23 protein-coding genes are annotated in these 25,561 nt (G+C 58.0%); 3 read left to right on the top strand and 20 right to left on the bottom strand.

The window, feature by feature from the left end; genetic code table 11:
* Window positions 1–108: 108 nt before the first annotated feature.
* Window positions 109–1,653, bottom strand: a complete 1,545-nt coding sequence (locus B0D78_RS05020) for an ABC transporter substrate-binding protein (protein ID WP_078015890.1) — start codon at window positions 1,651–1,653, stop codon at window positions 109–111.
* A 557-nt stretch (window positions 1,654–2,210) separates the two neighbouring features.
* Here B0D78_RS05020 and B0D78_RS05015 point away from each other — a divergent pair.
* Window positions 2,211–3,398: a M20 metallopeptidase family protein gene (locus B0D78_RS05015; protein ID WP_078015889.1), complete on the top strand. Its 1,188-nt coding sequence runs from the start codon at window positions 2,211–2,213 to the stop codon at window positions 3,396–3,398.
* 194 nt (window positions 3,399–3,592) lie between these two features.
* Here B0D78_RS05015 and B0D78_RS05010 read toward each other — a convergent pair whose 3' ends face one another.
* The 4 genes from B0D78_RS05010 to B0D78_RS04995 all read right to left on the bottom strand — a co-directional run bounded on the left by B0D78_RS05010 (window position 3,593) and on the right by B0D78_RS04995 (window position 8,585).
* On the bottom strand, window positions 3,593–5,110 hold the full coding sequence (locus B0D78_RS05010) for an ABC transporter substrate-binding protein (protein WP_342418074.1): 1,518 nt from the start codon (window positions 5,108–5,110) through the stop codon (window positions 3,593–3,595).
* Between the two features lie 81 nt (window positions 5,111–5,191).
* A complete protein-coding gene (locus B0D78_RS05005; protein WP_078015887.1) occupies window positions 5,192–6,169 on the bottom strand; it encodes an alpha/beta fold hydrolase in 978 nt (325 codons plus the stop codon).
* Window positions 6,170–6,284: 115 nt separating this feature from the next.
* Entirely contained in the window at window positions 6,285–7,796 is a 1,512-nt protein-coding gene (locus B0D78_RS05000) for a S10 family serine carboxypeptidase-like protein (RefSeq protein ID WP_078015886.1), read from the bottom strand.
* Window positions 7,797–7,859: 63 nt separating this feature from the next.
* On the bottom strand, window positions 7,860–8,585 hold the full coding sequence (locus B0D78_RS04995; RefSeq protein WP_078015885.1) for a sulfite exporter TauE/SafE family protein: 726 nt from the start codon (window positions 8,583–8,585) through the stop codon (window positions 7,860–7,862).
* A 227-nt stretch (window positions 8,586–8,812) separates the two neighbouring features.
* Here B0D78_RS04995 and B0D78_RS13590 point away from each other — a divergent pair, with 227 nt between their 5' ends.
* The gene (locus B0D78_RS13590; RefSeq protein WP_446737331.1) at window positions 8,813–9,082 is read left to right on the top strand and encodes a helix-turn-helix domain-containing protein; all 270 of its coding nucleotides are present in this window, start codon (window positions 8,813–8,815) and stop codon (window positions 9,080–9,082) included.
* A 250-nt stretch (window positions 9,083–9,332) separates the two neighbouring features.
* Here the strand turns inward: B0D78_RS13590 and B0D78_RS04985 are convergent, their stop codons facing one another.
* The 4 genes from B0D78_RS04985 to B0D78_RS04970 all read right to left on the bottom strand — a co-directional run bounded on the left by B0D78_RS04985 (window position 9,333) and on the right by B0D78_RS04970 (window position 15,387).
* Complete coding sequence (locus tag B0D78_RS04985) at window positions 9,333–10,850, bottom strand: ABC transporter substrate-binding protein (protein ID WP_078015883.1); 1,518 nt, start codon at window positions 10,848–10,850, stop codon at window positions 9,333–9,335.
* Window positions 10,851–10,878: 28 nt separating this feature from the next.
* Window positions 10,879–12,090 carry a M20 metallopeptidase family protein gene (locus B0D78_RS04980; protein ID WP_078015882.1) on the bottom strand — a complete coding sequence of 404 codons (1,212 nt, stop codon included), beginning with the start codon at window positions 12,088–12,090 and terminating at the stop codon, window positions 10,879–10,881.
* 361 nt (window positions 12,091–12,451) lie between these two features.
* A complete protein-coding gene (locus B0D78_RS04975; RefSeq protein ID WP_078015881.1) occupies window positions 12,452–14,071 on the bottom strand; it encodes an amidohydrolase in 1,620 nt (539 codons plus the stop codon).
* Complete coding sequence (locus B0D78_RS04970) at window positions 14,068–15,387, bottom strand: Na+/H+ antiporter NhaC family protein (protein WP_078015880.1); 1,320 nt, start codon at window positions 15,385–15,387, stop codon at window positions 14,068–14,070. The genes B0D78_RS04975 and B0D78_RS04970 overlap by 4 nt, the downstream gene beginning before the upstream one ends.
* Window positions 15,388–15,977: 590 nt before the next feature.
* Here B0D78_RS04970 and B0D78_RS04965 point away from each other — a divergent pair.
* Complete coding sequence (locus B0D78_RS04965; RefSeq protein WP_078015879.1) at window positions 15,978–16,757, top strand: IclR family transcriptional regulator; 780 nt, start codon at window positions 15,978–15,980, stop codon at window positions 16,755–16,757.
* Window positions 16,758–16,904: 147 nt separating this feature from the next.
* Here B0D78_RS04965 and B0D78_RS04960 read toward each other — a convergent pair whose 3' ends face one another.
* The 11 genes from B0D78_RS04960 to rpsK all read right to left on the bottom strand — a co-directional run bounded on the left by B0D78_RS04960 (window position 16,905) and on the right by rpsK (window position 25,545).
* Window positions 16,905–17,585, bottom strand: coding sequence for a ComF family protein (locus B0D78_RS04960; RefSeq protein WP_078015878.1), 681 nt, complete (start codon window positions 17,583–17,585; stop codon window positions 16,905–16,907).
* Window positions 17,582–18,814, bottom strand: a complete 1,233-nt coding sequence (locus tag B0D78_RS04955; protein WP_168170012.1) for a DUF3084 domain-containing protein — start codon at window positions 18,812–18,814, stop codon at window positions 17,582–17,584. The genes B0D78_RS04960 and B0D78_RS04955 overlap by 4 nt, the downstream gene beginning before the upstream one ends.
* The gene (locus tag B0D78_RS04950) at window positions 18,814–19,329 is read right to left on the bottom strand and encodes a YkgJ family cysteine cluster protein (RefSeq protein ID WP_078015876.1); all 516 of its coding nucleotides are present in this window, start codon (window positions 19,327–19,329) and stop codon (window positions 18,814–18,816) included. Before B0D78_RS04950 ends, B0D78_RS04955 begins: the two co-directional genes overlap by 1 nt.
* Complete coding sequence (mreB, locus tag B0D78_RS04945) at window positions 19,326–20,369, bottom strand: rod shape-determining protein (protein WP_078015875.1); 1,044 nt, start codon at window positions 20,367–20,369, stop codon at window positions 19,326–19,328. The genes B0D78_RS04950 and mreB overlap by 4 nt, the downstream gene beginning before the upstream one ends.
* A gap of 92 nt (window positions 20,370–20,461) precedes the next feature.
* Window positions 20,462–21,205, bottom strand: a complete 744-nt coding sequence (gene truA / locus B0D78_RS04940) for a tRNA pseudouridine(38-40) synthase TruA (protein ID WP_078015874.1) — start codon at window positions 21,203–21,205, stop codon at window positions 20,462–20,464.
* Window positions 21,205–22,014, bottom strand: coding sequence for an energy-coupling factor transporter transmembrane component T family protein (locus B0D78_RS04935; RefSeq protein ID WP_078015873.1), 810 nt, complete (start codon window positions 22,012–22,014; stop codon window positions 21,205–21,207). The genes truA and B0D78_RS04935 overlap by 1 nt, the downstream gene beginning before the upstream one ends.
* Entirely contained in the window at window positions 22,011–22,871 is an 861-nt protein-coding gene (locus tag B0D78_RS04930; RefSeq protein ID WP_078015872.1) for an ATP-binding cassette domain-containing protein, read from the bottom strand. Before B0D78_RS04930 ends, B0D78_RS04935 begins: the two co-directional genes overlap by 4 nt.
* Window positions 22,847–23,689 carry an energy-coupling factor transporter ATPase gene (locus tag B0D78_RS04925; RefSeq protein WP_078015871.1) on the bottom strand — a complete coding sequence of 281 codons (843 nt, stop codon included), beginning with the start codon at window positions 23,687–23,689 and terminating at the stop codon, window positions 22,847–22,849. The genes B0D78_RS04930 and B0D78_RS04925 overlap by 25 nt, the downstream gene beginning before the upstream one ends.
* Window positions 23,690–23,701: 12 nt before the next feature.
* Complete coding sequence (gene rplQ / locus B0D78_RS04920) at window positions 23,702–24,055, bottom strand: 50S ribosomal protein L17 (RefSeq protein WP_078015870.1); 354 nt, start codon at window positions 24,053–24,055, stop codon at window positions 23,702–23,704.
* Between the two features lie 6 nt (window positions 24,056–24,061).
* A complete protein-coding gene (locus B0D78_RS04915) occupies window positions 24,062–25,069 on the bottom strand; it encodes a DNA-directed RNA polymerase subunit alpha (RefSeq protein WP_078015869.1) in 1,008 nt (335 codons plus the stop codon).
* A gap of 92 nt (window positions 25,070–25,161) precedes the next feature.
* Entirely contained in the window at window positions 25,162–25,545 is a 384-nt protein-coding gene (gene rpsK / locus B0D78_RS04910) for a 30S ribosomal protein S11 (protein WP_009165399.1), read from the bottom strand.
* Between the last annotated feature and the right edge of the window lie 16 nt (window positions 25,546–25,561).

Here is a 25,561-nt window from a genome sequence, read left to right as displayed (position 1 = left end):
TCTGTGATCGCGAAAAATCTAAAAAATCCATAGGGGGGTGGATTAAAAACAACTTTCACAAAAGCGCCGGACGCAGCGGAGGCGTCCGGCGCCCCATGAAAAAGCGACTTATTTTACGCGTTCAGTCTGCTCGGGATAGTGAATGTTGGAAAGCAGATTGATCTTGCCGTCGTAGAGCTCGTCCACACCGATCAGATCCTTCTGGGCACCGTGAAGCTCATCGGCCTGGCACAGATAGACCCAGGGGTGCAGATCGTTGACACGATCCCAGATCTTCTGGAAGACTTTGCCGCGCTCGCCCTCGTCGATGCAGTGATTGGCCTCGTCCATCAGCGTGTCGATCTCGGGGTCAGACAGACGGGCCGAGTTGGTACTGACGATGGAGGTCGTGGTGATGACCGACTGCCAGTAAACGCCAGCGTCACGGTTGGTCTGCATGCCCCAGGTGGCGGCGTACATATCGTACTTTTCGGGCTCCTTACGGACCTTGTCATTGATGACGGCGTTCTCGAACACCGACACGTTGACCTTGATGCCGACAGCTCCCAGCATACTCTGCAGCACCGTCGCGCCGTTGACACGGTCGGCGGCGTTCATGACCCAGAGGTTCAGCTCCAGATCCTTGACGCCGGCCTCGGCAAGAAGTTTTTTGGCGAGCTCGGGATTGTAATCCCATTTCTCGGGATTCTCGGGGAACCATGAGCTCGCCGTGGGCAGGGGCCCCTGGCCGGGGATGCCATTACCGTTGTAGACGACCTGAACGTAGGCGTCCTTGTTGATCGCGGCGTCGATCGCTTTGCGCACGCGGGGATCCTTCAGTTTGGGGCTGTCCGTGTTCATGGCCAGATGCAGCAGTACCAGACCGGGAGCCTTGACAGCCTTGACCTTGTCGCTGCTCTGCAAGCGCTCGAAATCGGAGGGCGGCACGGCGTAGATCATGTCGACCTTGCCCGTCTCAAGAGCGATGATGCGCGTACTGTCGTCGGGCAGGACCACGAACGTCAGCTTCTTCGCGTAGGGCTTGGTTCCCCAGTAGTCGGCGAAAGCTTCCATCTCGACTCGTTCGCCCTTGGTCCAGCTCACGAACTTGTACGGGCCCGTCCCCACGGGCTGACGGAAGTAATCGGCGCCGGCTTCTTCAACGGCCTTACGGTTCAGGATCATAGCGTAAGGGTGCTTCATAGAGCCCAGCCAGCCGCCGACGGGGCCGTTGGTGCGGACGATCACGGTATGCTTGTCGATCACTTCGAAGCCCTTCGGATCAATCCACACGCCCTTCGACTTGGCGAAGACAGACTTGGAAGGATCGGTGACACGGGTCAGAGAGAAAACCACGTCATCCGCGGTAAACTCCTCGCCGTTGTGGAACTTGACGCCCTTGCGCAGATGGAACTTGTAAGTGTGGTCGTCAAGGATCTCGACGCTTTCGGCGAGCACCGGCGTCAGCTTGCGGGTCTTGCCGTCCACCGTGAACAGCGGCTCGTAGATCTGTTTCTGCATGGAGAACGAATAGGTATCGACAGAGTTCTGCGGATCAAAGTTCTTCGCGTCGATGGAGACGCCGACACGAAGTTCCTCGCCCCGCGGCGCGGCGAAAGCCGTTCCGGCGCACAGCATGGCACAGACGAGACACAAAGCGAATGTCCTCTTCATAACAAAGATCCCCTTCCTAAAATGAGATTGCGGAACCTGCAGCCTTTACTCCACTTCCCCCAATATGGCGACATGACGTCGCGGCCCGTTAAAAGGACAACCTGAAATTCCCAACCCGTTTTTCAAATAAGGATGCTCTTTTCTCGGGAAAAAGAATATCCACGACTGAGTCAGATTCTAGCAAATAATATACAAAAAGCAAGGAGTCTCAAATTTTGACTTTGCCTATTGAATAAAATTCAAAACGAATGTCGCTTTCAGTTAAAGGACACATATCACAACTATTACAGCAAATAATCATAATATATTGTCGTTAAATACGAATAAATTCACTACATAAGCCAAAAACATTTTATATGGCTTCTCCATTGCTCTTCAATATATTGTATACATATTTGATATATTATTCTTCATGATTGAAAAAATCAGGCAGGAGTGTATATTATTCTAGTCACACGACTGAAACAGCTCGTCCCTTGCCTAATTTCAAATTTTTTATATTTTCAAAGCGACCGCTCCATGTAAACTAAAGATCCCATCCAGGAGGAGGAAAAATAATGCCTTCAGAAGTACTCGAAAAAGCCCAATCTATATGCAGCTACCTCGTAGATTGCAAGCGCAGGATCCACCGTAACCCCGAGCTGGGGATGCAAGAGCTCCGAACAGCGGCCTTCGTGAGAGCCGAACTGAAGAAAATGGGCGTGGAAATTCAGCCGCTCGACACCAAAGTCGGCGTGCTGGGGCTTATCCGCGGCACAAAAGCCGGCGCGGGAAAAGTGATCGCCCTGCGCGCCGACATGGACGCGCTGCCCATTCAGGAAGCCGCCGGCCAGCCCGATCAGTCCGAGGTAGCCGGCGTCATGCACGCCTGCGGACACGACGCGCACACCGCCATGCTGCTGGGGGCCGCCCAACTTCTGATGAGCATGCGGGAACGCTTCAGCGGCGTCGTGAAGTTGATCTTTCAGCCCGCCGAGGAGACGCTGGGCGGCTCGGAGCTGATGATCCGGCTCGGCTGCCTCGAAAACCCCAAAGTAGACATTATGCTCGGACAGCACGGCATCGGCGAATTCGCCACGGGCGACATCGCCTTTCGCGAAGGTCCCAGCATGGCCTCGTCCGACACCTTCTCCGTCACTGTCAAAGGCGTCGGCGGGCACGGAGCCTATCCGCACAATTCCGGCGCCGACGCGCTGCTCGCCGCGGCCAACTGCGTCACGTCCCTGCAGGGCCTGATCACTCGTCAGTTCAACGCCGTCGATCCCGTCGTCCTCTCGATCTGCACGTTCCACGGCGGTACGGCCAAGAACATCATCCCCGAAGAAGTCGCCTTCGGCGGCTCCATACGCTGTCAGTCTCCCGAAAGCCGCGGCAGGATCAGAAGCGCGCTGGACCGTATGATCGGTTCCATCGTCGCCGGTTACAACTGCACCCACGAGCTCGACTACACCTACGGCGTCCCGCCGCTGGTCAACGACGCCGCCGTGGTGAGAGCGATGCGCTCCGCCGCAGCCAAGCTGCTAGGGGAGGAACACGTCAAAACCATGGAACAGCCCCGCATGGGTTCGGAAGATTATGCCTGCTACTCCGAAAAGATCCCCGCCTCCTGTTTCGCCCGCCTGGGAATCTGGAAAGACGGCCGGGCGCAGCCCAAATTCCATAATCCCGCCTTTGTCTTCGACGAAAACGCGCTGCCCGTCGGAGCAGGATTCTTCGTGCAAGCCGTGCTGGAGATCAACGGATAGTTTTTCGAATGCTTTTCATAACGCCGGCGCCCGCTTTGGAATCATACGATTCCAAAGCGGGCGCCGGCGTTATTTCTGTCAGAAAAAACGTTACTCAGGGTACTACAGCTCGGGATAGATAGTGCAGATTGCCGGGGGGCAGCCCTGCCATCAGGTGATCCTCGACGCCAACCCGACCTGTTCCCTATTCACTGTTAATAATGCAGATTGCCAAGGAAACTGATTTTACCGTCACATAGGTCTTTGACGCCCTTCAGATCTTTTTGGGCGCCGTACAGTTCGCTGGGGATCGACAGATAAACCCAGGGATGCAATTCGTTGATGCGATCCCAGATCTTCTGAAAAATTCCATTCCGCTTCGCAGTATCGACGGTTTCAGCGGCTTCTTTGATCCATGCGTTGGTCTGAGGATCGTCAAAACGGGTGAAATTGGTCGTACCAATGGCCTCTTTGGTGAACAACGACTGCCAGTAGACGGCCGCGTCACGGTTGGTCATCATGCCCCACATGTAGATGAACATGTCATAGCCGCCGGTTTTCATCCGATCGTTGAAGACGCCGTTTTCAAGTACCTGAATGTCAAGCGTAATGCCGACCTGTGCCAGCATAGCCTGAAGCACCGTGGCGGTGTTAATCAGATCCTGAAGGTTCAGCACCCATAAACTGAGTTTCAGATCCTTGACGCCGGCATCTTTCAGCAGCGCTTTCGATCTCTCGGGATCATAACCGAACGGACGAGCATCTTCGGGATAGAAACTGCACACCGGCAGAAGCGGTCCGACGGCCGGTGCGGAGTTTCCCTCGTAGACCACCTGATTCAAGGCTTCCTTGTTGACGGCGTACTCGATCGCAAGCCTCACGCGAGGATCAGCCAGCCGAGGCGACTGCGTGTTCAGACCAAGATAATGAAGCACAAGCCCGGGAGCGCGAACGAGCTGCACTTTATCGCTTTGGGAAAGACGATTAAACTCCGTTGTGGGAACAGCATAGATAAGATCGACCTTGCCGGTCTCAAGAGCGATAACGCGGTTACTGTCATCGGAGATAATCAGGAAAGTCAGCTTCTTGTAGACAGGTTTTGTTCCGTGATAATCCTCGAAGCGCTCCAGCTCCAGCTTCTCTCCCTTTGTCCATTTAATCAGCTTGAAAGCGCCGGTGCCTACGGGGTGCATGGAATAGTTACTGCCGGCCTCCTCCACAGCTTTTTTATTGAGGATCGAGGCATAAGGATGCTTCATTGACTCAAGGAATCCCCCAAAAGGTGTCCGCGTCTTCACGACAACCGTGTATTTGTCTTCGATTTTAAAGCCGTCGGGGTCAATATAGCGTCCCTTTGAACCGGCGAAAACCGACTGGGGAGAAGTGGCGCGTTTGAGTGAAAAAACGACGTCGTCGGCAGTAAGTTCTTCGCCGTTGTGGAATTTAACGCCTTTTTTCAAATGAAAGCGATACGTCTTATCGTCAAGGATGTCCACGCTTTCCGCAAGGACAGGGACCAGTTTGCGGGTCTTGCCGTCGACAGTGTATAAAGTCTCGTAAATTTGGTTCGTCAGACAAAAAGAATACGTATCGACCGAATTCTGCGGATCGAGATTCTTGGCGTCGATGGCGACGCCGACGGCCATCTCGTCTCCGCGGGCAAAGGCACATGACGCCAGAAACGCACTCACTGCTAAACTATAAAACAATGATTTCAGCTTCAAAAAAGACACCTCTTTCACCTATTAAGTTCCAAATTTGCTGAAAACATCATCCCGCGCAACACTGCCTCGTCGACGCTCTCCATAGGATTTCTACTTCATCAGCCCCTTCTCCGTCATCCAACTTTGAACCATTTCAGCTACCTGGACCGAATTACGGTCCATCATCAGCAAATGCGTATTGCCGAAAATACCGCGTTTCGGCAAATCGATCCAGGTGATCGGCGCGCCGAGCTCTTTCATGATACGAAAATATTCAGGATAAATTTTAAAATAAGCGGCTTTTGTCCACGCGCAGAGCTCCGGCACCCTGATGAAATCGCCCCAGAGAACGAGCTGAGGAATCTCTTTCAGCGCGGAAAATTCCGTCGTTTGAGGATCGGGAGTACGGGCCGGCTCCAACAGGATCAGCCCCCTTACCTTGTCAGGATGAGCGAGGGCTGCCGGAAGAGCGAAATTGGCACCCTGGCTGTGAGCCATGATCACGCACCCACCATCGAACCGATCTACCAGATTATTATAGGCGTCCTGCGCCCAATCATCCATACTGCGCCAGCGAGGCACAATCTGTTTGCAGAACTCGTCGTAATATTTCATTGGGAACTGCGTGCCCGCATAGGGAACGCGCTCCGCGTGATTTTCAGCAAAAACGGGCCCCATGCGAAAGTTGCTCCAGCAGGCCGCTTTGGTGGTAAATTCCGGAGGCGTACGATAGATCTCCGGGTACATGGCCCAGGAAGATCGCCCCCGCTCCACCGAATCGCTCACGTAAACGTCATGCCCATAGCGAAGAAACAGACTTCTCCAGCCTTCACGGCCGTCGGGCGTAGCCCCCCAGGTGGCGCCGGTCAAACCGCCGCCGTGCCACATCAACAGCGGATATTTGGCTTTCGGCTGAGCTAGCTTAACATATTCAACATACATCTGTCCCGCTTCGTACTGGCCGTTGGGGTCAAAATCCTGCGTCGTTCCGTCCTGACAAATAAAAGCTTTGTGAGGGAGGCCTCGCAGAATTACCTCATGACCGCCCACGTAAAAATTTCCCAGTTCCCTTACGGAAATATTTTCCATAAAATATTACACTTCCTTAAGTCCTCAAAAGAGTTTCCATAGTACTGCCTTTATAGAATTACGATCTCTATATAAAGATTTTGCCCGGAGTCCTAAAGATTTTTTCCCCGCTCTTTCACTGTATGACTAACGCCTCTGCGCGCGCTTCTTTCCCGACATTCGCCTCCAGCGCGGCAGTATAAAACTCTTTCAGGTCGCGGCGGAACTGGAGGCGCGCTTCGGGATTGGAATAGAACATGTGCCCGCCCCAGTAGGTTTTGAAAGTGACATTCGCACGTAGACGAGCGGGAATGTCCATATGGTTCAGACAGTAGCGCGTCGTATCGATCGAGCAGTGCAGGTCGAACTGCCCGGCGCAGGCGAAGAACTTAAAACGAGAATCCATCTTCATGGCCGTGCACAGGTCCGCCAGCATGGACGCGAAACCGCCGGCGCGCGGCGCGGCGCCCGAGGCCGTCGGCAGATAGCCGCTGGCAAAATCCCATCTGCCGCCGTCCACGCGGGGATTGAAGGCGAGATAATCCCGGTGTTCCGGCAGCTTCATGATGCGCCCGAAATACTCGTAAAACGCCGCGTAACAGGCCGCCGACATGTTGAATGTCTGTGGGTCAGCCGCAGCGTTAAAGCCGCGCCCCGGATAGGTCAGCCGCGCGTCGAAGTAGCTCGTCACAAGGCCTTGATCCGCGAGCAGCAGCCCCGCGAACTGCTTGTCGCCGACGCGCAGATTCAGCGCTTCGAGATCCGGCGCTTTCAGCGCCGTGTAGCGGCGCAGCTTTTCCAGAACAGCGTTGCGTTCCTCCGCCGAAGCCTCGCAGCCCTTCCACAGAAACAGCAGATACTCGCTCTGCGCCCACGCCGCCGCTTCGGCACGCACGTCTTCAAGAGGGCGCGCCAGCAGATCGGCGTCCAGCTTTTTGTGGAACCACGCCGCCGCGCACAGCGCCGGCACCGTGTGCACCAGATGGTGTTCGTACAGCATCGACGTGTGCAGCTCGCCGTACGACAACGCCGGGGACACCGCCACAAAACCGCTCGACATGATGTGCATCTGCTGCAGCCGCAGCACAAGTCCGCTGCCGCGCAGTCCGCCGTAGCTCTCGCCAACGATGAACACGGGCGAGGCGAAACGCCCGTGACGCGCCATCCACGCGCGGATGATACGTGCGATCGCGTCCACGTCCTGCCGCACGCCGTAATACTGGCGTTCCTTCTCGCGGTTCACAGTGCAGCTGAATCCCGTCCCCACAGGATCGATGAAGACCAGATCGGAAAAATCGAGGATCGTACCGGGATTGTCGCCAACGATATAAGGCCGCCGCGGCGCCTCCTCACCCTGCCCCGTCAGGCTGAACGTCTTCGGCGCCAGCGCCGCCATGTGCAGATAAAGCGTCGAAGTCCCCGGTTTCCCGTTGAAGGCGAAAGTCACCGGCCGCTGCGCGCCGCCGTCCGTCAGAGCGTAGCTGACGCAGAAACTGCGCGCCTGTTCGGCGCCCTCATCGTCGTAAACAGGGATGGACTCTGCCGTAATGCCGTACTTCAGCCGCTGTCCTTCCAGCGCGATCGCATCCTCAGCGCGCTGCGGCTCAAGAAAAGGTTCCGTCGGCAAAAACTGTTCGTTCGCGATCATTGATATTCTCCTTCTCTGGCACACTCTTCGATGAAATTTTTTCATGTCCCCCGCAGACATGAGCTACTTAAACAGCATGGTCACGCCGGAGACGGCCAGGTAGCCGTACACAGCGAGGCGCAGGCGACGGGCGTCGAGGCGTTTGAAGATTTTGTTGCCGAGAAAGATGCCAAAAGCCAGCGCCGCGACGACCAGCAGCCACAGCTGAACCGTCGTGGGAGTGATGACGCCGCTGCGCCATCTCATGAACGTGGCGACGCCGGAAGTGAAGCAGAAATGAGCGTTCAGCGTGGCGCGGTACTCCTGATTGTCGCGGGTCGACGAGAGCAGATAGATAGCGACGGGAGGTCCACCGACAGCGAAAAGTCCGGCGCACGCGCCGCCGATGGCACCGGCGACCATACCGGTCAAAGGTGTCCCTTTGATGCGGATCCTGCCGCCGAGAAAAATGGAATAGAAGCTGACGGCAATCAGCATCGCGCCAAGCGCATGCACCATCATCCTTTCCGCCGCACCGAGGGACAGTACGACCGAAGCCGCCGAAAAAAACAGCCCCGAAAGTGCACAGGGCAGCAGAATTCTGAAGTTGATCCTGTGCCAGTGAGGAACGGCAATCATCACGGCCGTGCTGGCGCCGCAGAGCGCCGAAACGGCTACAGCCTGGGGATAGGAGAGAAAATACGGCCATGTGGCCATCGCCACGGCGCCAAAGCCGAAGCCGCACACACTGGCCACGATTCCGCCGGCCACCGTTGTCCCCATCATCATGGCAGTGAGCATCCAGTCCATAACGCCATCTCCAATTTCTACAGAAATTTTACCGTAGGCATGAAACTTCCGCGCCAAAAGCATTTAAGGAATCTCTGACTTTATAAAGAGAGCCCGTTCTCAGATCAGGGTTCATTCATCTCATACCTGACTGGCAATGTCACTTAGACTACAAAATCAGAGCAACCGTCGCGAGAAACAAGCAGACCTCATAGATCCCAGTAAAATGACGTTTATCACGAGGAGAACTGAGCCCCTGTACCCATCTTACACCATTCGAACGCGAAAAGCTCATGTCGCTTTCCAATAGCGGAAAAGGGCTCTCCGAGATCGCACAGCATCTTGGACGTCATAAATCGACGATCTCCGGAGAGCGAAAGCGGAATGCTTTTTCCGAGCCGTATTCTTCTTCCCCGGTGCAAGGCGCTCGCTATGCTCGCGGAAAGGCCTGCCGCCCCAGGCGAAAGCTTGACGACGAGAGGGCTTTAAAGCGGGTACGGAACTTTTTTATTTCATAAAAGCGTTCCTCCGGAAAAGTATTAACATAATTCTCTGGGCACTGCGAGTATGTTCGAGCGACCGAACTTCCCCGCGGCGCCCTTATGTTCGGCTTTTTAATTAAAAAATAGTATAAATGGCTAAATCGATTTGAGCAATTTCACGTTTTTTAGGCAAGCCCAATAAAATTGTGCAAGGCCGACAAATAACGTTGCCTTGCACAATTTTATCAGTGAGTATTTTTTCTAAAATAAAAAACTCAGTTAAAATTCATTCCACCGTCACGCGCCCAAGGTAGTTCAGGCGTCCGTCGCAAAAATCCTCCATGCCCCGAAGATCTTTGCGGCCGCCGTAAAGTTCGTTGGGAACAGCCAAAGAAACAAAAGGATGGATCTCGTCGAGCCGCGCCCAGACTTTTTGGAAAGCCGCCTGGCGTTCCGCCGGTTCGACGCTTCGATTGCCCAGTTCAATGTTCTCATCAACGATCTTGTCGTCCAGCACCGCCCAATTCGTAGTCCCGATACTGCTGGAATGGAACAGCGACAGCCAGAACTGTCCCGCATCGCGGTTCGTCTGCATACCCCATGTACTGATGAACAAGCTCTGCGTATTGCTCGTGACGCGGTCGTCGAAGACGCCGGACTCCATGACGATGATGTTGACTTTGATGCCGATATCCTGAAGCATGGATTGAAGCACGGTCGCGCCGTTCACGTAATCCTGGCGCGTCGTGATCCACAGATCGAACGTCAGGCCGTCGGCATAGCCGGCCTCTTTCAGAAGTTGTCTAGCTTTGACGGGATCGCGGGGATGGCGTCGAATGTCGGCAGGAGTGAAGCTGCTGGAGGAAACCAGCGGCCCGTCGGGGACCACCGCTTTTCCCTGATACACCACTTGGACAAAAGCATCCTTATCAATGGCATACTCGATGGCCATGCGGACGCGCGGATCCTTGAGAGCACCTTTTTGAGTGTTCATACCGAGATAAATGAGGTTATGCCCGGTCCCCTTGATGACCTTCACTCGGCCTTCTTCGGCAAGACGATCGAAATCGTTCACAGGCACGTTGTAAATCAAGTCGGCCTTGCCGGTTTCAAGGGCGATGACGCGGCTGCTGTCGTCGGCCATTGTAAGAAAATTCAAGCGTTGGGAATGGGGCTTATCGCCATGATAGTCGCCAAACGCTTCCAGTTCTACGCGGTCGCCCTTGAGCCACCGCTTGAACTTGTAAGGCCCCGTGCCGACCGGCATCCTGAAGTAATCGCCGCCGGCGTCCGCAACGGCTTTGCGGTTGAAAATACTGGCATAGGGATGCTTCATCGATTCCAGAAAACCGCCGAAAGGCGTCAGCGTCTTCACGATCAGCGTATGCCGGTCGATCACCTGGAATCCCTGCGGATCAATGTACTTAGCCTTGGATTTGGCATAAACGGATTCATTTGAAAGAGCTCGCTGAAACGAGAACACCACATCGTCTGCGGTAAACTCTTCACCATTATGGAACTTAACGCCTTTTTTCAGATAAAACTTATAGGTCAGCGGATCAAGCACTTTCCAACGTTCCGCCAGCACGGGCACCAACTGCTTGGTTCTGCCGTCCACCGTCACCAGCGTTTCATTAATATGCTTGATCATGGCAAAGGAGACCGTATCGACAGCCTTGAGCGGATCCATGCTCTTGGCGTCGTTGGGGACTCCCACGTTGAGCGTCTGCAAATCCGCCGCCACGCAGGACGCAGCAAAAACCAAAAGCGACGTCAAAAACAACAGGGTCTTTTTCACGTTCATCTTCGTTCAATGCCTCCCCTTAAAAATATTACTCTGAACCCGTGAGCGCGTTAAGCACCGTAGTGGTCATGACTTCCGTCCCAATAGGGATCGAGCGGTCGTCGGCATAAAAGTTGACCGAATGGGTGGGACAGTGGAGGCCGCCCGGCGAGCGGCACCCCAAGCGGAAGAGCGTCCCCGGCGCTTTTTTCAGGAAAAGCGCAAAATCTTCGCCGCCCATGGCGGGGGAAGGGAGATCGACAACGTTCGTCACCGACTTTACCTGCGCGCAGGCACGGCGTACCCGGTCGACCCAGCTTCTGGCGACCACAGAGGGGATGCTTTCCGGCGTGATCTCCACGGTCACTTTCGCGCGCAGTCCCGCGCCGATACTTTCGGCGATCTCGCGCACACGGCGCCGAAAACGGTCGTGCGTCTCGTCGCGAAGGTAGCGGATGCAGCCTTCCAATACCACCGGGGCACCGATATAAGAATTGGAAATGCCACCATGAATACTGCCAAAAGTCACCAGCGCACAGTCAGTAGGAGCCAGCTCACGCGACCCCAGACTCATGAGCGCGGTGACGATTGTCGAAGCGGTCAGGATCGTGTCGACGCCGTAATGAGGATACCCCCCATGCGCCCTTTTGCCTTCGACGGTGATCTTGAGGATATCGACGCCGGCCGTCATGAAGTCATCTCTCACGCCGATCTCACCGACATAGATGTCAGGCAGCGCGTGAAGCGCCAACACAGCGTCCACGGCAGGATCTTCCATCACACCAGCTTCGATGAATTCCACCGCGCCGCCAAGCTCTTCCTCGGCATGTTGGAAAAAAAACTTGACTGTCCCCGCGAAGTAACTGCGAAATTCGCTGAGCAGCCAAGCCGTGCCCAACAGCGCCGCAGTGTGGGTGTCATGCCCGCAGCCATGGAAGACGCCGTCATTTTGGGAAACGAACGGCACGCCTGACTGCTCCTGGATCGGCAGCGCGTCCATATCGGCTCTGACGGCGATGCAAACATCTGGTCCCGTACCCGTTCCCCGCAGCACGGCGAGAATGCCTGTCTGTGACCTCCCGACCCGCCGGATCGAGTCCATATCCATTTTCCTGAGTTGCTCTTCCACCAGCGCGGAGGTCTTCACCTCGCGAAAGCTCAATTCCGGATTCCGATGGATCTGATGACGCCACTCGATCAGCTGCGGTGCAATCTCCTTCAGCCGTTGCGCGAGTCTGTCGCGGCGGTAGCTGCACAACATCGCGGGACCTCCTGGAATAAAAATGCGAAATATTACCAAGATAATAATTCTTTATAAAACATTCTACTGTATGTTAGAAAAATGTCAATAATTTTTTTCGACAATCAAGTTTCGCCGCCGGAGCCGTCCCAAGACGCCCCCCTCGAGCATATAAATCTCGCCATGTTTCCGATAACGGACAAGGATATCGCTCTTGGGCAAGGCGTTTCGCTTTTCTTGACATGGACGCCGTCGCCGATGCCTTCGACGTTCAGAAACGCCACACATCATTTTTCCACAATCTAGCGAGAAGTCGACATCATAAAAAAGCTACCTCAACTTTGCTGCGTGAGTTTGAGGTAGCTTTCTTCACAACGTGATTTTATCTCTCGTATACGATACGTCCGTCCATAAGGGTCAGGATCGGCGCGGTCTCCAGAATTTCATGCGGATCGTCCAGCGAAAACAGATCATGATCCAGCACGACGATGTCCGCGTACTTTCCTTCTTCCAGAGTGCCGACCCGGTCTTCCATGAAAGCGCCGTAGGCGGAACCGGCCGTGTAGCCTTTCAGAAGCTGCGCCATCGTGACCTTCTCGCCCGGATTCCAGCCGCCTTCCGGCTGACCGTCGTTGAACAGGCGGGTCGTGCCCCGATAAAGGGCCAGCATGGGGTTGTTGTCGTAAATTGGGAAATCCGTGCCGAACTGCATGTGCGCGCCGGTTTCCAAAATCGAACGGATCGGCCACGTCTCCGCGGCGCGGCGTTCGCCCAGCCGGGCGAAATAGGGATTGTCCGCAAACTTTTCGCAGATGCTGAGATGATCCGGCTGCATCGACGCCACCACGCCCAGTTGAGCGAAGCGGCCGATGTCTTCTTTGGCGATGATCTCGATGTGCTCGATCGTGTGCCGGGAATCGCGCTTGCCGTTGTGCTTTTGGGCCAGCTCGCAGCAGTCCAGCGCCCTTCGGACGGAGCCGTCGCCGCAGGCGTGCATCCTCACCCGGAAGCCTTCGCGGTCGGCATCCACCACTCTGCGGGCCAGTTCTTCCACCGGGATCCGGCTGGAGCCGACGGAATCGGGTTTGTCCGCGTAAGGTTCGAGCAGCAGTGCCGTCCAGCCCGTCGCCGTTCCGTCGACGATGTGCTTCAGACCGGAAAAACGCACCTTGTCGCTGTCGTATTCCTGCCGTAGGCGACGCGGGCGCTCCAGATCCCCGGTCAGGCCGGCGGCGAAGAAAAAGCGGACGTTGAGACGCCCTTCCCGCTCGAACTGCTTCACCACGGCGACGTTGCCCACGTCGATGTCCGACCCCTGGTAGCACTGGATGTTACTGACCGAGGTGATGCCCAGGGAGGCCGTGCGGCGCTGGAACTCGTCGAAAATGACCTCCTGGACCGGCATGGGCATGTCGAAGGCCAGTCGAGCGACCATGAGCATCGGCGTCTCGGCGATATAACCGGTGGGCGATCCGTCGGGATCGCGGGCGACGAGGTCGCCACCGAACTCTTCGACGTCCGCAACGCCGCTGAGCTTGATGGCGGCGGAATTGAGCCAGGCGGAATGCCCTTCCGTGTCGATCAGGTAAACCGGCGTATCGGGCAGAAGCGCGTCCAGAGTTTCCTTGCGGGGATGCCGCGCCTGCTCCCAAGCGATGTTCGACCAGTCCGTGCCGATAATCCAGGACAGCTCGGGGTGCGCGTCCGCAAAATCCTTGACGCGTCGCGCCGCTTCCTGCTCGGAAGCGCAATCGCTCAGATCGACGGCCCGGCCGAAAATGCCGCCCAGAAATGCGTGCTCGTGCCCGTCGAAAAAACCCGGCATGATCAGCTGACTGCCGTAATCCCTCACGTCCGTTCCGGAGCCTATATACGAGGCCATCTCTTCGGGCGGACAGACCTTTTCGATCCGGTTGCCTCTGACGCCGACTGCCAGACGCTCGGGGCCGTCTTTGAGCCCCGTGAAGACGGCGTCGCTTTTCAACACCAGATCCATGATCATAACACGAACCCTCCGACCAGGAAGAGAACGAAAGAAAGGGCCGCGCCGATCAGCGCGTAGGGAAGCGTCGTGACGCCATGATCGGCCGTCGAGATGTTCGTGGCGGCGGAGCACATGATCAGCGCGTCGGAGAACAGGCAGCTCTGGCTGCCGAAGGCCGCGGCGGAGAAAACCGCGCCGAGCACGAGATACACGTTGACGCCGATCCCTTGCGCCAGCGGGATGACGATGGGAAGCATCACGGCCGCCATACTCCAGAAACAGCTGGTAAAGTACGCATAAATGATGCAGACTACAAAAGTGACCGCCGGAAGCAATCCGCCCTTCATGATCGGTTTGACGACGCCGATGATGTACGGGGCCAGCTTCAGCGTGTCGTTGGCCTCTTTGAGCGTGAAAGCCACGATCAGCAGCACGTCGATGAACACCATGTTTTTCATGCCCTGCATGAAGACCTTGAAGAATTCGTCGTAAGGCATCGTCTTGGTAAGGAGGAACGTGACCGCACAGACGGCTAGAGCGGTCATCACGCCGTAGAGGATTTCGTTGTCGCAGGCAATGGTCACGCCCACAAGCGTCACGACCGGCAGCAAGAAGTTCCAGACGTTATGTCTGCCGTTTTCGGCCGCGGGTTCGTCCTCGCTGTTGAGCAGCTCGGGATCGATGGTTTTCATCGGACCGATCGCGGGAACAACGCCCAGCGCGAAGAGGAACGAGATGATGATCGCGATCCAGCAGTAGAACAGATAAGGGATGCAGCGCAGATAAGTGCTTGTCGCCGACCCGACGACGAATCCCGACGTCTCCAGCAACCCGGCGAAGAACACGACCCACGAAGAGATCGGCATGAGGCAGCAGAGGTTGCCGGCGTTGGAGTTGACGACGTAGGCAAGCTCCGTCCGTTTGACGCCGCGGGAATCGGTGATGTACTTCATCGTGGAAGCAGTCGTCAGGTTATGCAGGTAATCGTCCAAAAAGAAGATGCTTCCCAGCAGCCACGTGATCATGAGGGACTTCTTGCGGCTCATGGCGTATTTTCGGGCCAGCGCCGCGAAGCTGCCGAGGCCGCCCGACTTTTCCAGCAGCGCGATCAGACTGCCGAAAAGAGTTACCACGAGAATCAACCATACCATATGCTTGCTGCACATTACCTTGTAGAGAGAGTCAATCCAGGCCGTTGCGAAGTTCGCTTTGTATATGATGATATGGCCGACGATCGCCGCCACGAATAAGGGCTCAAGCGATCTTTTCGTCGAGAACGCCATGGCGAACAGAACAAATATGGGGATAAGGGATAAAGCGCCGTAAGTTTCCACGTAAAACGATCTCCTTTCGTTACGCTGTCACAAAAATGCCGGCCCGGCGCGCTTACGGGCAAGTATTCCGCAGCGTCGCGCGCAAAACCTCACATCGAGAATCCGGCCGCCGACGTGGCCCCGCGCGAATGATCCCCGCAAAGCGCTTGTCGTTTTTTGCAAAATGCCACCAGATGCCGGCCGGCGCAAATGAGTTCATCCTCCGTAAGACATCGCAAATTATACAATCATCCGTCCGATTCATGACTAAAAAATTCCCCTTTATGGGATTAATTTTCCGCTAAGCAGAATTTTATACATAATGAACATTTTATGTCAATATCTAAAAATAAAATTCTGTAAAATATAACAACCGAAATGATATTGTGCTAAATCACTATACGCGCAAAATAAAAACTGATTCGACACTATAAACACAAATGCCGGCGATTGCTGCTCTCAAAAAGTGTATAACTTTTACTTCCTGCCAAACAACGCAAAAAACACCGTCCTGTTTTGGATAAGGGGTAAGAAAATTACTGACAGACATTGCCCTGGCCGTCAATTTGGTATATACTGCCTAAAAGATTTTTTGCAAAGGAGATCTTGCGTTGTCCAACGAATATAATTATCATGAAGCATTGCAGTCAGTAGAGAGAACCGTTGCGATTCTTGAGCTGCTCGCAAAAAATTCGCAGGGATTGTATCTCACCGAGATCTCAGAGGAGTCCGGCCTAAGCAGCAGCACCGTCCACCGTTTGCTGCGCTCGTTGATTTCTCTCGGCTATGTTCTGAATCGCAAAGAAAATAGCGGAAGGTACAAACTCAGCTACAAACTTTACGAACTTGGCACAAAATATCTCGCAGGACAAACATTTATACGAGCGGCGTTTCCGTTTCTGGAAAAATTATCATCAAGCACCTTCCGTACCGTCTCTTTGTGCGTACCCGAGATGTTCGACGTAATCTCCGTCGCACGAACGGGGAACTGGAGAGAAAAGGCGACGGTCGATCTTCCCGCATTCCGTGTGCCGATGTACGCCTGCTCCGCCGGCATCGCCATCCTCTCTACCTATGACAACGACCGGATCAAAAAACTTTGGGATCTCTCAAAAATCACGCCCTTTACTCCTTGCACGATAAAGACGCTGGAACATCTTTACCTCCGTGTCGAAACGACGAGAGAAAGGGGATATGACGTGTCCCAGGACGAATACCAAATGGGAATATCCAACGTCGCGGCCGTTATTGTCCCTCACGGGAGAGTGGCCATCGGCGCCATACAATACATTTACCCATCTTCCGAAAGTCAGACGTCTGCCCTCAAAAACTGTCCGGCCCTCGTGGAAACAGCAAAAGCTCTGACGGAGTTGTACAGTGATTCTCTGTAGTACGTACAAAAACGTTGTGACCTTCCATACTTCGCGGCACGCAGAATTTTTTGAAAAAACAGCGGCTCCGCGCTCAAAGCGGCGAGACCAACGAGCATGCGTTCGTTGGTCTCGCCGCTTTGAGCGCGGAGCCGTTTGTTTTGTGCCTCACGTCCGCCAGGCGACGCTCCAGCACAGGCTGATCACCTGCTGCGCTCCGACGCCGTAGAGGCACTGGGCGGCGCGCAGCAGTGTGGTGCCAGTGGTGCTGACGTCGTCGAGCAGGAAGACTCGTTCGGGCGCCGCGCCGGCGCAGACGAAGCTGTCTTCGGGCATGGCGCGGCGTGACTGCGAATCGGGCTGCTGCTTCTGCGGCGTGCGTTTTTCCTTCCAGCGCAGGCATTCCCGCACGGGCACGCCGAGGGCGCCGGCAAGGCCGCGGGCCATCCACTGCAGGTGGCTGTCGCCGCGAGGAAAAAAGCATACGCGCGGATGCGGCGGAATGGGGACGATGGTCCATCCGCCCCGACGCTCATTTTCGCCGACCAGCCGGGTCAACGCAACGCCCATTTTCCGCGCCGCCACGCCGGAGCCGCCGTACTTGACCGTCAGCAGCAGCTCGCGCGCCTCGCCTTTGTGCAGCGTCAGGGCGCGCGCTTCATAGCGCCGGCCGTGGCGTTTGCAGGGCGAAGCTCCGTCGCAGCACAGGCAGTGCGGCAGGGGCGGCTCGGGAGCGGAAATTTTTTCCAGGCATTCGGGGCAGAGCGGGGAGGCCAGTTTTCCGCAGACGGGGCAGCTTTCCGGCATCAGCAGATGGCCCAGCAGTTCGGCGACAGGCGGCCAGTTCATTTTCGGCCCGTCGTCTTCGCCAGTACGGAAGAATTCCCCCGCTCCGCGGCGGTAAGATCGGGCAGCTCTTCGTCCAGTGAATCGAGGTTGTCGAGGCTCACGTTCTGTTCCACGACGATTTTCACGCTCACAGGACCTTCGCTGTAGATGTCGCGGGCGGCCAGCAGGGTGACGCGCAGCGGCGCTTTCGCGGCGGCGAGGCGCTCGACGCCGTCGTAAAAGTCGTTGGCGGGGATGCCGCCGACCATGCCGGTCAGCGGATCGTTGAGGATGCCGCTGGATGTCGCCATGCGGTTCAGCTCGCGCAGCATGTAGCTGAGCATGGTCTCGGCCTGCTCGGCGCTGGGTTTGAAACGCAGCACGCGGGTGATCAGCGCTTCCTCCTTGCGAAAAACCAGCGAACTCTCGTAAACGCGGTAGACGACGCGCACCGTCTCGCCGGCGGCGATGTTCTGCGGCACCATGGCGCGCACGACTTTGCGGCTGTCATAGGCGAGGATGCGCTGCATGGCGTTCTGCAGCGACTCGGGATCCTCTTCGAGGGAGATCGAGGTAGGCACGGCGTCGGAACGGCGGGCCACTTCAAAGCGCACGCGCTCGTTGAGACGGTCCAGGTACCTGCGGGCTTCCGCCTCGCTGGCGACGCCTTCGGGGATCACTTCCTGCCCGAGGCGCTCGTCGGAGAAGGCGACGATACGCCCTTCCTGAAGTTTGCCCAGCGTCGTGCGGATCCGGTTCACGTCCTCTTCGAGCCTGGCGCGTTCTTGGGTGAGACGGTCGCGTTCGGCCTGCATTTCTTCCGTGGTCTTGCGCAGCGCGTCGGCCCGGGTCTGCAGGTCGTCCAGCTCTTTTTCCTTGCTGGTGAGCTGCTGCTGCGCCTCGACGATCAACAGCGAAGAGATCTGCTGTTCGTTGCGGCTGTCCTGCAGCTGCCGCGTCAGATCGACGATCTGGCGTTGGATGAACTGCATGGAGAACAGGCTGGTGCGCACCGATTCGGAAACGACGGCCAGAATGGCGATGACGCACAGCGAGATCAGCATGCCCGTGCAGGCGGTCAGGATCGACGAGGTGTACTTCGGACGCAGGTTGAACAGCGTCACGCGGCGTTTGGCGAATTTCATGCCGACGCGGTCGCCGATGATCGACAACACGCCGCCGGCCAGGAGCGTCAGCGCGATCATTTTCCAGTTGACTTCAGTGAGCAGCTCCCACAGGCTTTCTTCCATCAGCGAGCCTCCTTTCTCCATTCGCGGGAGAGTTTCTCCGCGTAATTTTCATGAGCCGCCAGCACGGCGGCGATGCGTCGCGGGCTCCATAGCGGCCCGGAATCCATGCCGGGGCAGCGGTGAGCCGCCGCCTGCCAGGTCTGCGGCGATTCGAGCAGCTCCGGCCAGAACGGCCAGGTGCGGCACTCGACGGGACGGCAAGCGTAAACGCGGCAGCGTCCGTCGTCGCCGTTCATGACGCAGCGGCCGCAGCCCGTCTCTCTCAGGCTGGGAAAGCGCCAGCGCGTCGTCTCGAAGCGCGAACGCAGCTGTTCCGCCGTCAGATTCAGCGCGGCGGCGATGCGCCGCTCCTCGACGGGGCGCATGAAGATCCCGCCGGAAGCGCCTCGGCAGCAACGGCCGCACCCCAGACATTCAAAACGAAGGCCCCCGCAGGCCCACCAGGGAAGTTCCCGAGCGGTTCTGCGGGGGCCTGAAGAGATCCCTTCAACGTCCGGCAAGGTCGTCTCGATCATTTTCGCTGACGGCGGGCCGAGAACAGAAAACTGCCCTGCCCCTTCTCCGAAAGCTTGCCGATGTTGGCCAGCGCCAATCCGGTGCCCAGCGCCACGCACTCGGCGGGGCGATCGGCCACGACGCACTTGATGCCGGTGCTGCGGCCGATCAGCTCGGGCAGGCCGCGCAGCAACGCGCCGCCGCCGGTGAGCACGATGCCCTGGTCGATAATGTCGGCGGAAAGTTCGGGCGGCGTCATCTCCAGCACGTTCTTGACGCCGTCGACGATGGCCTGGATGCGCTCGATGATGGCCGAGCACACGCTGCGGCTGTTGATCTCGATCTGGCGGGGCAGCCCCTGAACCAGGTCGCGGCCTTTCAGCGTCATGTTGTTCTCCTCGCCGTCGGGCAGGCAGGAACCGATCATGATCTTCAGGTTCTCCGCCATCTGCTCGCCGATGGCCAGATTGTACTGCTTGCGCAGGTAGCGCATGATGCACTCGTCGAGCTTGTCGCCGCCGATGCGCAGCGATTTGGAGATGACGCAGCCGCCCAGCGAGATCACGGCGATGTCCGTGGTGCCGCCGCCGATGTCGACCACCATCTTGCCGCGCGATTCCTCCACGTGCAGATCGGCGCCGATGGCCGCAGCCATCGGTTCCTCGATCAGATAGGCATCGCGGGCGCCCACCTCCACCGCCGCCTCGAGCACGGCGCGGCGCTCCACGTCGGTCGCGCCCGACGGCACGCAGATCATCACGCGGCTGCGGAAATAGCGGTGCAGGCCGCGGTTGATCTTCCTCATGAAGTAGCGCATCATCGCTTCCGTCATCGAATAATCGGCGATCACGCCGTCGCGCAGCGGGCGTACCGACACTACGTTGCCCGGCGTGCGCCCCACCATGTTTTTCGCCTCGTAGCCGACGGCCAGGATACGCCCCGTATCCTGATCGACCGCCACGCACGAAGGCTCGCGCAGCACGATGCCCTTGCCTTTCATATAGATAAGCACCGTGGCGGTGCCGAGATCGATGCCGATGTCGTTGCCCAGGGAAAACATTTTAGGAAGAGCCTCCCTTCTGAAGTTGGTCAGCTTTTGAATCGTACGGGAGTCAGAACACATTCTCCAAAACTGTTCTATTGTACCCTATTTTAGTCCTTGTAGCCAACCTTCCAGAAAAACAACCCGTCCGGCGGCACCGTCATCGCCGAGTCGCTGCGGCTCGCGCCATCCAGCAGCGCGGCCAGCCACGAGAGCGGCCGGCGTCCCGAAGCGACGGCGTCCAGATTGCCAACCATGATCCGCACCATGTTGGTCAAAAAAGCGTCGCCGCGGATGCGGAAGACCGACAGCCGGCCGCGGCGAATATAGCGCACGAAGTGCATGCGCCGCACCGCGTTTTCCGGCAGGTCGCCGGCCCGGCAGAACGCGCTGAAATCGTGCCGTCCCTCCAGCAGCGCGCAGCCGCGGCGGATCAGATCATGATCCCAGTCGTCCTTTTTTTTCCACCACACGTAGGGCTTCATCATTGGATAGCAGAATGAACCGCGCCACACGAAAAAGGCGTATTCGCGCCACAGCGCGTCGCGCCGCGCGTCGAACTCCGGCGGGCGCTCCCGTACCGACGCAACCGCCGCGCCCTCGGGCAGATTCGCGTTCAGCGCCAGCAGAAGCCGCCGCGGCTCCCAGGCTCGGTCCATCAGGAAGGAAGCCGTCTGTCCGCGCGCGTGCACGCCGGCGTCCGTGCGCCCTGCGCCCGTTGCCTTCACCGGCGAACCGTTCAGCAGCGACAGGACCCGCTCCAGCGACTCCTGAACGGTGGCGCCGTTGGGCTGCGTCTGCCAGCCGCAGAACTTGCCGCCGTCGTAGCTGATCACGCAGGAATAGCGCGGCATCAGCCGACCACCCAGTTCAGCAGCTTCTGGCCGGCGATCAGCAGCGCGCAGAAAACCAGCGCCGCCGTGTCGGCCGCCCGCCAGCGAAACGGCTTCATGCGCGTCCGCCCCTCGCCGCCGCGGTAACAGCGGGCTTCCATCGCCACCGCCAGATCGTCGGCGCGCTGAAAGACGATCACGAACAGCGGCACCAGCACGGGGATGAACGCCTTCATGCGCCTGACGACCGAACCGCGGTCAAGGTCCGCGCCGCGGGCCAGCTGCGCTTTGAGGATGCGGTCCGTCTCGCTCAGCAGCGTGGGGATGAAGCGCAGCGCGATCGTCATCATCATCGCCAGTTCGTGCGCCGGAAAACCGAAGCGCTTGAACGGCGAAAAGAGACTCTCCAGCCCGTCGGACAGCGCCATCGGACTGGTCGTCAGCGTCAGCAGATTGGCGAACAGCACCAGCAGCGTCAGCCGCAGCGCCATCGTCCAGGCCAGCTCGACGCCTTCCCGGCTGACGCGGAAGATCCCCCACTGCCACAGAGGCTCCCCCGACGCGAAGAACAGATTCAGCAGCGCCGTGAAAACGATCAGGAACAGCACCGTGCGGATCGAACGCAGCAAAAACGCCACGTTCGTCTGCGCCAGCGCCGCGCAGAGCCACAGCACCGCCGCCCAGAGGATCCAATCGTAGGGGCGCCCCGCCATGAATATCCCCGTCAGCAGCAGCGCCAGCGCGCCCACCTTGGCGCGCGGGTCGAGGCGATGCACCCACGAACGGGCGGGCACGTACTGCCCGAAACTCATGTTCTCAAGAAACTTCAACGCCCCCGCCTCCTCTCGCGGACCAGCGCCTGCGCCAGCCTTTCGGCATCGCAGGTCAGCGGCGCGCGCAGTCCGCGCTCGCGCAACTTCAGCGCCGTCAGCATCACTTCAGGCAGCACCAGCCCCGAAACCGGCCGCCGGTACAGCTGCACCGCGATCTCGTCCGCCGTGCCCAGACCGGCGCAGCGCCCGTGGTCGAGCACGAGAATGCGGTCGCTGCGCGAAAAGGCGATCTCCAGATCGTGAGTGACCAGCACGATCCCCGTGCCCTCGCGGTGGATACGGTCCAGCAGCTTCAGCAGCGCCGCCCGGCCGCGCTCGTCCAGTCCCGCCGTCGGCTCGTCGAGCACCAGATAATCCGGCGCGCAGGTCAGCACCGAGGCGATCGCCACGCGCCTCTTCTCGCCGCCGGAGAGGCCGAAAGGATTGCGCTCCAGATAAGAATCGTCGAGTTCCACCGCGCGCAGCGCCCCCGCCGTCAGCTCGCCGATCCGGGACTCCGGCACGCCCCAGTTGCGCGGCGCAAAAGCCAGCTCCTCGCGCACCGTCTCCTCGAAAAGCTGCTGCTCGGGATACTGGAAGATCAGCCCCACCTTGCGGCGGATCTCGCGAAAATCGGTCTTCTCCCGTTTTTTCTCCGGCAGGATCGCCGCGCCGTCCACCGTCACCGAACCCGACGTAGGGCGCAGGATCGCGTTCAGGTGCTGAGCCAGCGTCGACTTGCCGCTGCCCGTATGGCCGATGAACGAGGTCCAGTGACCGCGTTCGATCGACAGCGAAACGCCCTCCAGAGCTGCCGTCTGGAGGGCAGTGTTTTCATGGTAAATGTGGCTTAAATTTTCGACGACGATAGACATAAAGCCGTTCCTATCCCCTCCGCCGTCGGCGGAGTATCTTTTGCTATCAGCCCGGCGGCGACGAGCCGCTCCCGAAGAATCACGACGGGCGGCACTTCCAGTCCCCAGCGGGCGCCGATGTCTTTCAGGCGGAAAAGCTGATCCGGCGTGCCTTCCCAGGCGAAGCGCCCCTGATCGAGAACGATCACGCGATCGGCGCCAATCACCTCTTCGAGGCGGTGCGTCACCTGCACGATCGTGATGCCGCGTCCATGCAGCTCGCGCAGCAGCGTCCCCACTTCCCGGCGCCCCTCGGGATCGAGCATCGCCGTCGGCTCGTCGAGCACCAGACACTGCGTGCCCATGGCCAGAGCGCCGGCAATGGCCAAACGCTGCTTTTGCCCGCCGGACAGCGTGTAGACCGCCTTGTCGGCTTTCTCCGCAAGACCGCAGACTTTGAGGGCTTCGTCCACGCGGCGGCGGATCTCCGCCGCCGGCAGGCCGAGATTTTCCGGACCGAACGCCACGTCGTCCTCCACTACCGTGGAAACGATCTGATTTTCGGGATTCTGAAAGACCATCGACACGGAAGAGCGGATCTTCCACAGATTTTCTTCCTCGCGGGAGTCCCGTCCCAAGATAAAACAAGCGCCCTGCATCGGAACGAGCAGGGCGTTAAGGTGTTTGGCCAGCGTGGACTTCCCAGAGCCATTGCTGCCGACCAGGGCGATCCACTCGCCCTGCCGCACTTCGAAACTGACGTTCTCAAGCGCGGGCCTCCCCGTGTCGGAGTAAGAATAGCCAACACCCCTCAGGGAGATCATATTGGGTTGTTCCATTTTCCGGCGTTTTTAGTCAACCAGCGAGATGACCGCCATGGGCGACGCGTCGCCGACGCGGAAACGGGTACGGACGATACGGGTGTATCCGCCGGGACGATCCGCAAAACGGGGAGCGACGTCGTCAAACAGTTTGATGACGGCTTCCTTGTAGTTCATGCGCGAAATGACGATGCGGCGATCGTGCAGCGTGCCGCCCTTGGCGCGCGTGATCAAACGCTCGGCGACGCGGCGAACTTCCTTCGCGCGGGTCACCGTGGTCTCGATGCTGCCTTCAAGGATCAGGCTCGCGACCATATTGGCCAGCATCGCGCGTCTGTGGCTGCCGTTGCGGCCGAGCTTTCTCTGGGCAACTCCATGTCTCATAGGGACTTAGTCCTCCTTGCTTGAGTTCTCTGCGCTTGCCTTGTCGTCACTGAGGACGATACCGTACTTGGTCATCTTCTCTTCGATCTCGCGAAGAGAGATCTTGCCCAGGTTGCGGATCTTCAGCAAGTCATCCTTACTGCGGCTGACAAGATCGCCAATGGTATGAATGCCACCGCGAAGCAGGCAGTTTTCACTTCTGATTGAAAGTTCAAGTTCCCTGACCGGTTTGTTCAGCAGGGCATTCTCCGGCGGATTATCGGCGCCGTCTCCGGCCTGACTGTTCCCGGAAGGCTGAGACGCGCTTTCGTCGTCGAACAGCCCGAGCTCGGCGGGATGAAGCTTGCGAAGCTCCTGAATGACGATGTCGAAATACTCGCGAAGCAGTTTCGCCGCTTCGGCGACGGCGATATCGGGAGCGACGACGCCATTCGTGGTGACGTTCATCACAATTTTTTCATAGTCCGTCTTTTGGCCGACGCGTTCGTTCTGAACTTCGTACTTGACGCGAAGGATCGGGGAATAGATGGCGTCGATCATGAGAGCGTCTACCGGTAAATAGCTCGGGCGCGGACGATCCACCGTGGCGTAGCCGACGCCCTGCTCGATGTAAACTTCGAGCGAAAGCGAATGCCCTTCCGCCAGCGTGCAGATGTACGCGTCGGGATCTATGAACTCGATGTCGCTGTCCTCCTGAAAATCGGCTGCCGTAACCTTCTTTCCGCCTTCCACATCCAGCTTCAGTGTACGGTATTCGGCGCTATGGGAGCGGACAGGCACGTGCTTGAGATTCAGCAGCAGCTCGATAACGTCTTCCTTCATGCCGGGGATCGTCGTAAACTCGTGCTGAGCGCCTTCAACGCGAACCGCACTGATCGCCGCTCCTTTGATCGAAGAAAGCAGCACACGACGGAGAGCGTTACCTATCGTCTGACCATAACCGCGTTCGAGCGGACCAATAACCAGCCGCGCGGCGGTACTGGAACACTCTTCAACTTGAATCTCAGGCCGCATAATCTCCAAAGATCCCCACACCCTTCCTATAACTCCATAGCCGATTGAGGCTACGACGGATTCTACGCAGCTTTAACGACAAAATACAAGTATTAGACGCGGCGTCTTTTGGGAGGACGGCATCCGTTGTGAGGGATGGGGGTCTCGTCCCTGATGGAGTTGACCTGCAGGCCGACGGCCTGAAGCGCGCGGATGGCAGACTCACGGCCTGGACCGGGGCCCTTGACGACCACGTCGATCTCGCGAAGGCCGTGATCCTGAGCCGTTTTGGCGGCCTGCTGAGAAGCGACCTGCGCGGCGAAGGGAGTGGACTTGCGGGCGCCCTTGAAACCGACGTTGCCGCCCGACGCCCACGCCAGCAGAGCGCCGCCCTTGTCGGTGATGCTCACGATGGTGTTGTTGAACGTCGAGAAGATATGAGCGACTCCGTAGCTGATATTCTTCTTTTCCTTCTTACGCTGTGTGCGATTGGCCACGAACGTTACCTCCCTT

Source organism: Pyramidobacter sp. C12-8 (genome assembly GCF_002007215.1).
Classification (GTDB): domain Bacteria; phylum Synergistota; class Synergistia; order Synergistales; family Dethiosulfovibrionaceae; genus Pyramidobacter.
The sequence above is the reverse complement of the archived record's forward strand: the minus strand, read 5'-3'. Positions and strand labels throughout refer to the sequence as shown.

Coding starts and splice junctions, on each gene's coding strand:
- B0D78_RS05005 (WP_078015887.1), bottom strand. CDS start 6,169: ATGGAAAATATTTCCGTAAGGGAACTGGGAAATTTTTACGTGGGCGGT.
- B0D78_RS04985 (WP_078015883.1), bottom strand. CDS start 10,850: ATGAACGTGAAAAAGACCCTGTTGTTTTTGACGTCGCTTTTGGTTTTT.
- B0D78_RS04930 (WP_078015872.1), bottom strand. CDS start 22,871: ATGTCTATCGTCGTCGAAAATTTAAGCCACATTTACCATGAAAACACT.
- B0D78_RS04955 (WP_168170012.1), bottom strand. CDS start 18,814: ATGGAAGAAAGCCTGTGGGAGCTGCTCACTGAAGTCAACTGGAAAATG.
- truA (WP_078015874.1), bottom strand. CDS start 21,205: ATGCCGCGCTATTCCTGCGTGATCAGCTACGACGGCGGCAAGTTCTGC.
- B0D78_RS05000 (WP_078015886.1), bottom strand. CDS start 7,796: ATGATCGCGAACGAACAGTTTTTGCCGACGGAACCTTTTCTTGAGCCG.
- B0D78_RS05015 (WP_078015889.1), top strand. CDS start 2,211: ATGCCTTCAGAAGTACTCGAAAAAGCCCAATCTATATGCAGCTACCTC.
- mreB (WP_078015875.1), bottom strand. CDS start 20,369: ATGTTTTCCCTGGGCAACGACATCGGCATCGATCTCGGCACCGCCACG.
- B0D78_RS04980 (WP_078015882.1), bottom strand. CDS start 12,090: ATGTTGTGCAGCTACCGCCGCGACAGACTCGCGCAACGGCTGAAGGAG.
- B0D78_RS04950 (WP_078015876.1), bottom strand. CDS start 19,329: ATGATCGAGACGACCTTGCCGGACGTTGAAGGGATCTCTTCAGGCCCC.
- B0D78_RS04960 (WP_078015878.1), bottom strand. CDS start 17,585: ATGAACTGGCCGCCTGTCGCCGAACTGCTGGGCCATCTGCTGATGCCG.
- rplQ (WP_078015870.1), bottom strand. CDS start 24,055: ATGAGACATGGAGTTGCCCAGAGAAAGCTCGGCCGCAACGGCAGCCAC.
- B0D78_RS04915 (WP_078015869.1), bottom strand. CDS start 25,069: ATGCGGCCTGAGATTCAAGTTGAAGAGTGTTCCAGTACCGCCGCGCGG.
- B0D78_RS04995 (WP_078015885.1), bottom strand. CDS start 8,585: ATGGACTGGATGCTCACTGCCATGATGATGGGGACAACGGTGGCCGGC.
- B0D78_RS05020 (WP_078015890.1), bottom strand. CDS start 1,653: ATGAAGAGGACATTCGCTTTGTGTCTCGTCTGTGCCATGCTGTGCGCC.
- B0D78_RS04975 (WP_078015881.1), bottom strand. CDS start 14,071: ATGATCATGGATCTGGTGTTGAAAAGCGACGCCGTCTTCACGGGGCTC.
- B0D78_RS04925 (WP_078015871.1), bottom strand. CDS start 23,689: ATGGAACAACCCAATATGATCTCCCTGAGGGGTGTTGGCTATTCTTAC.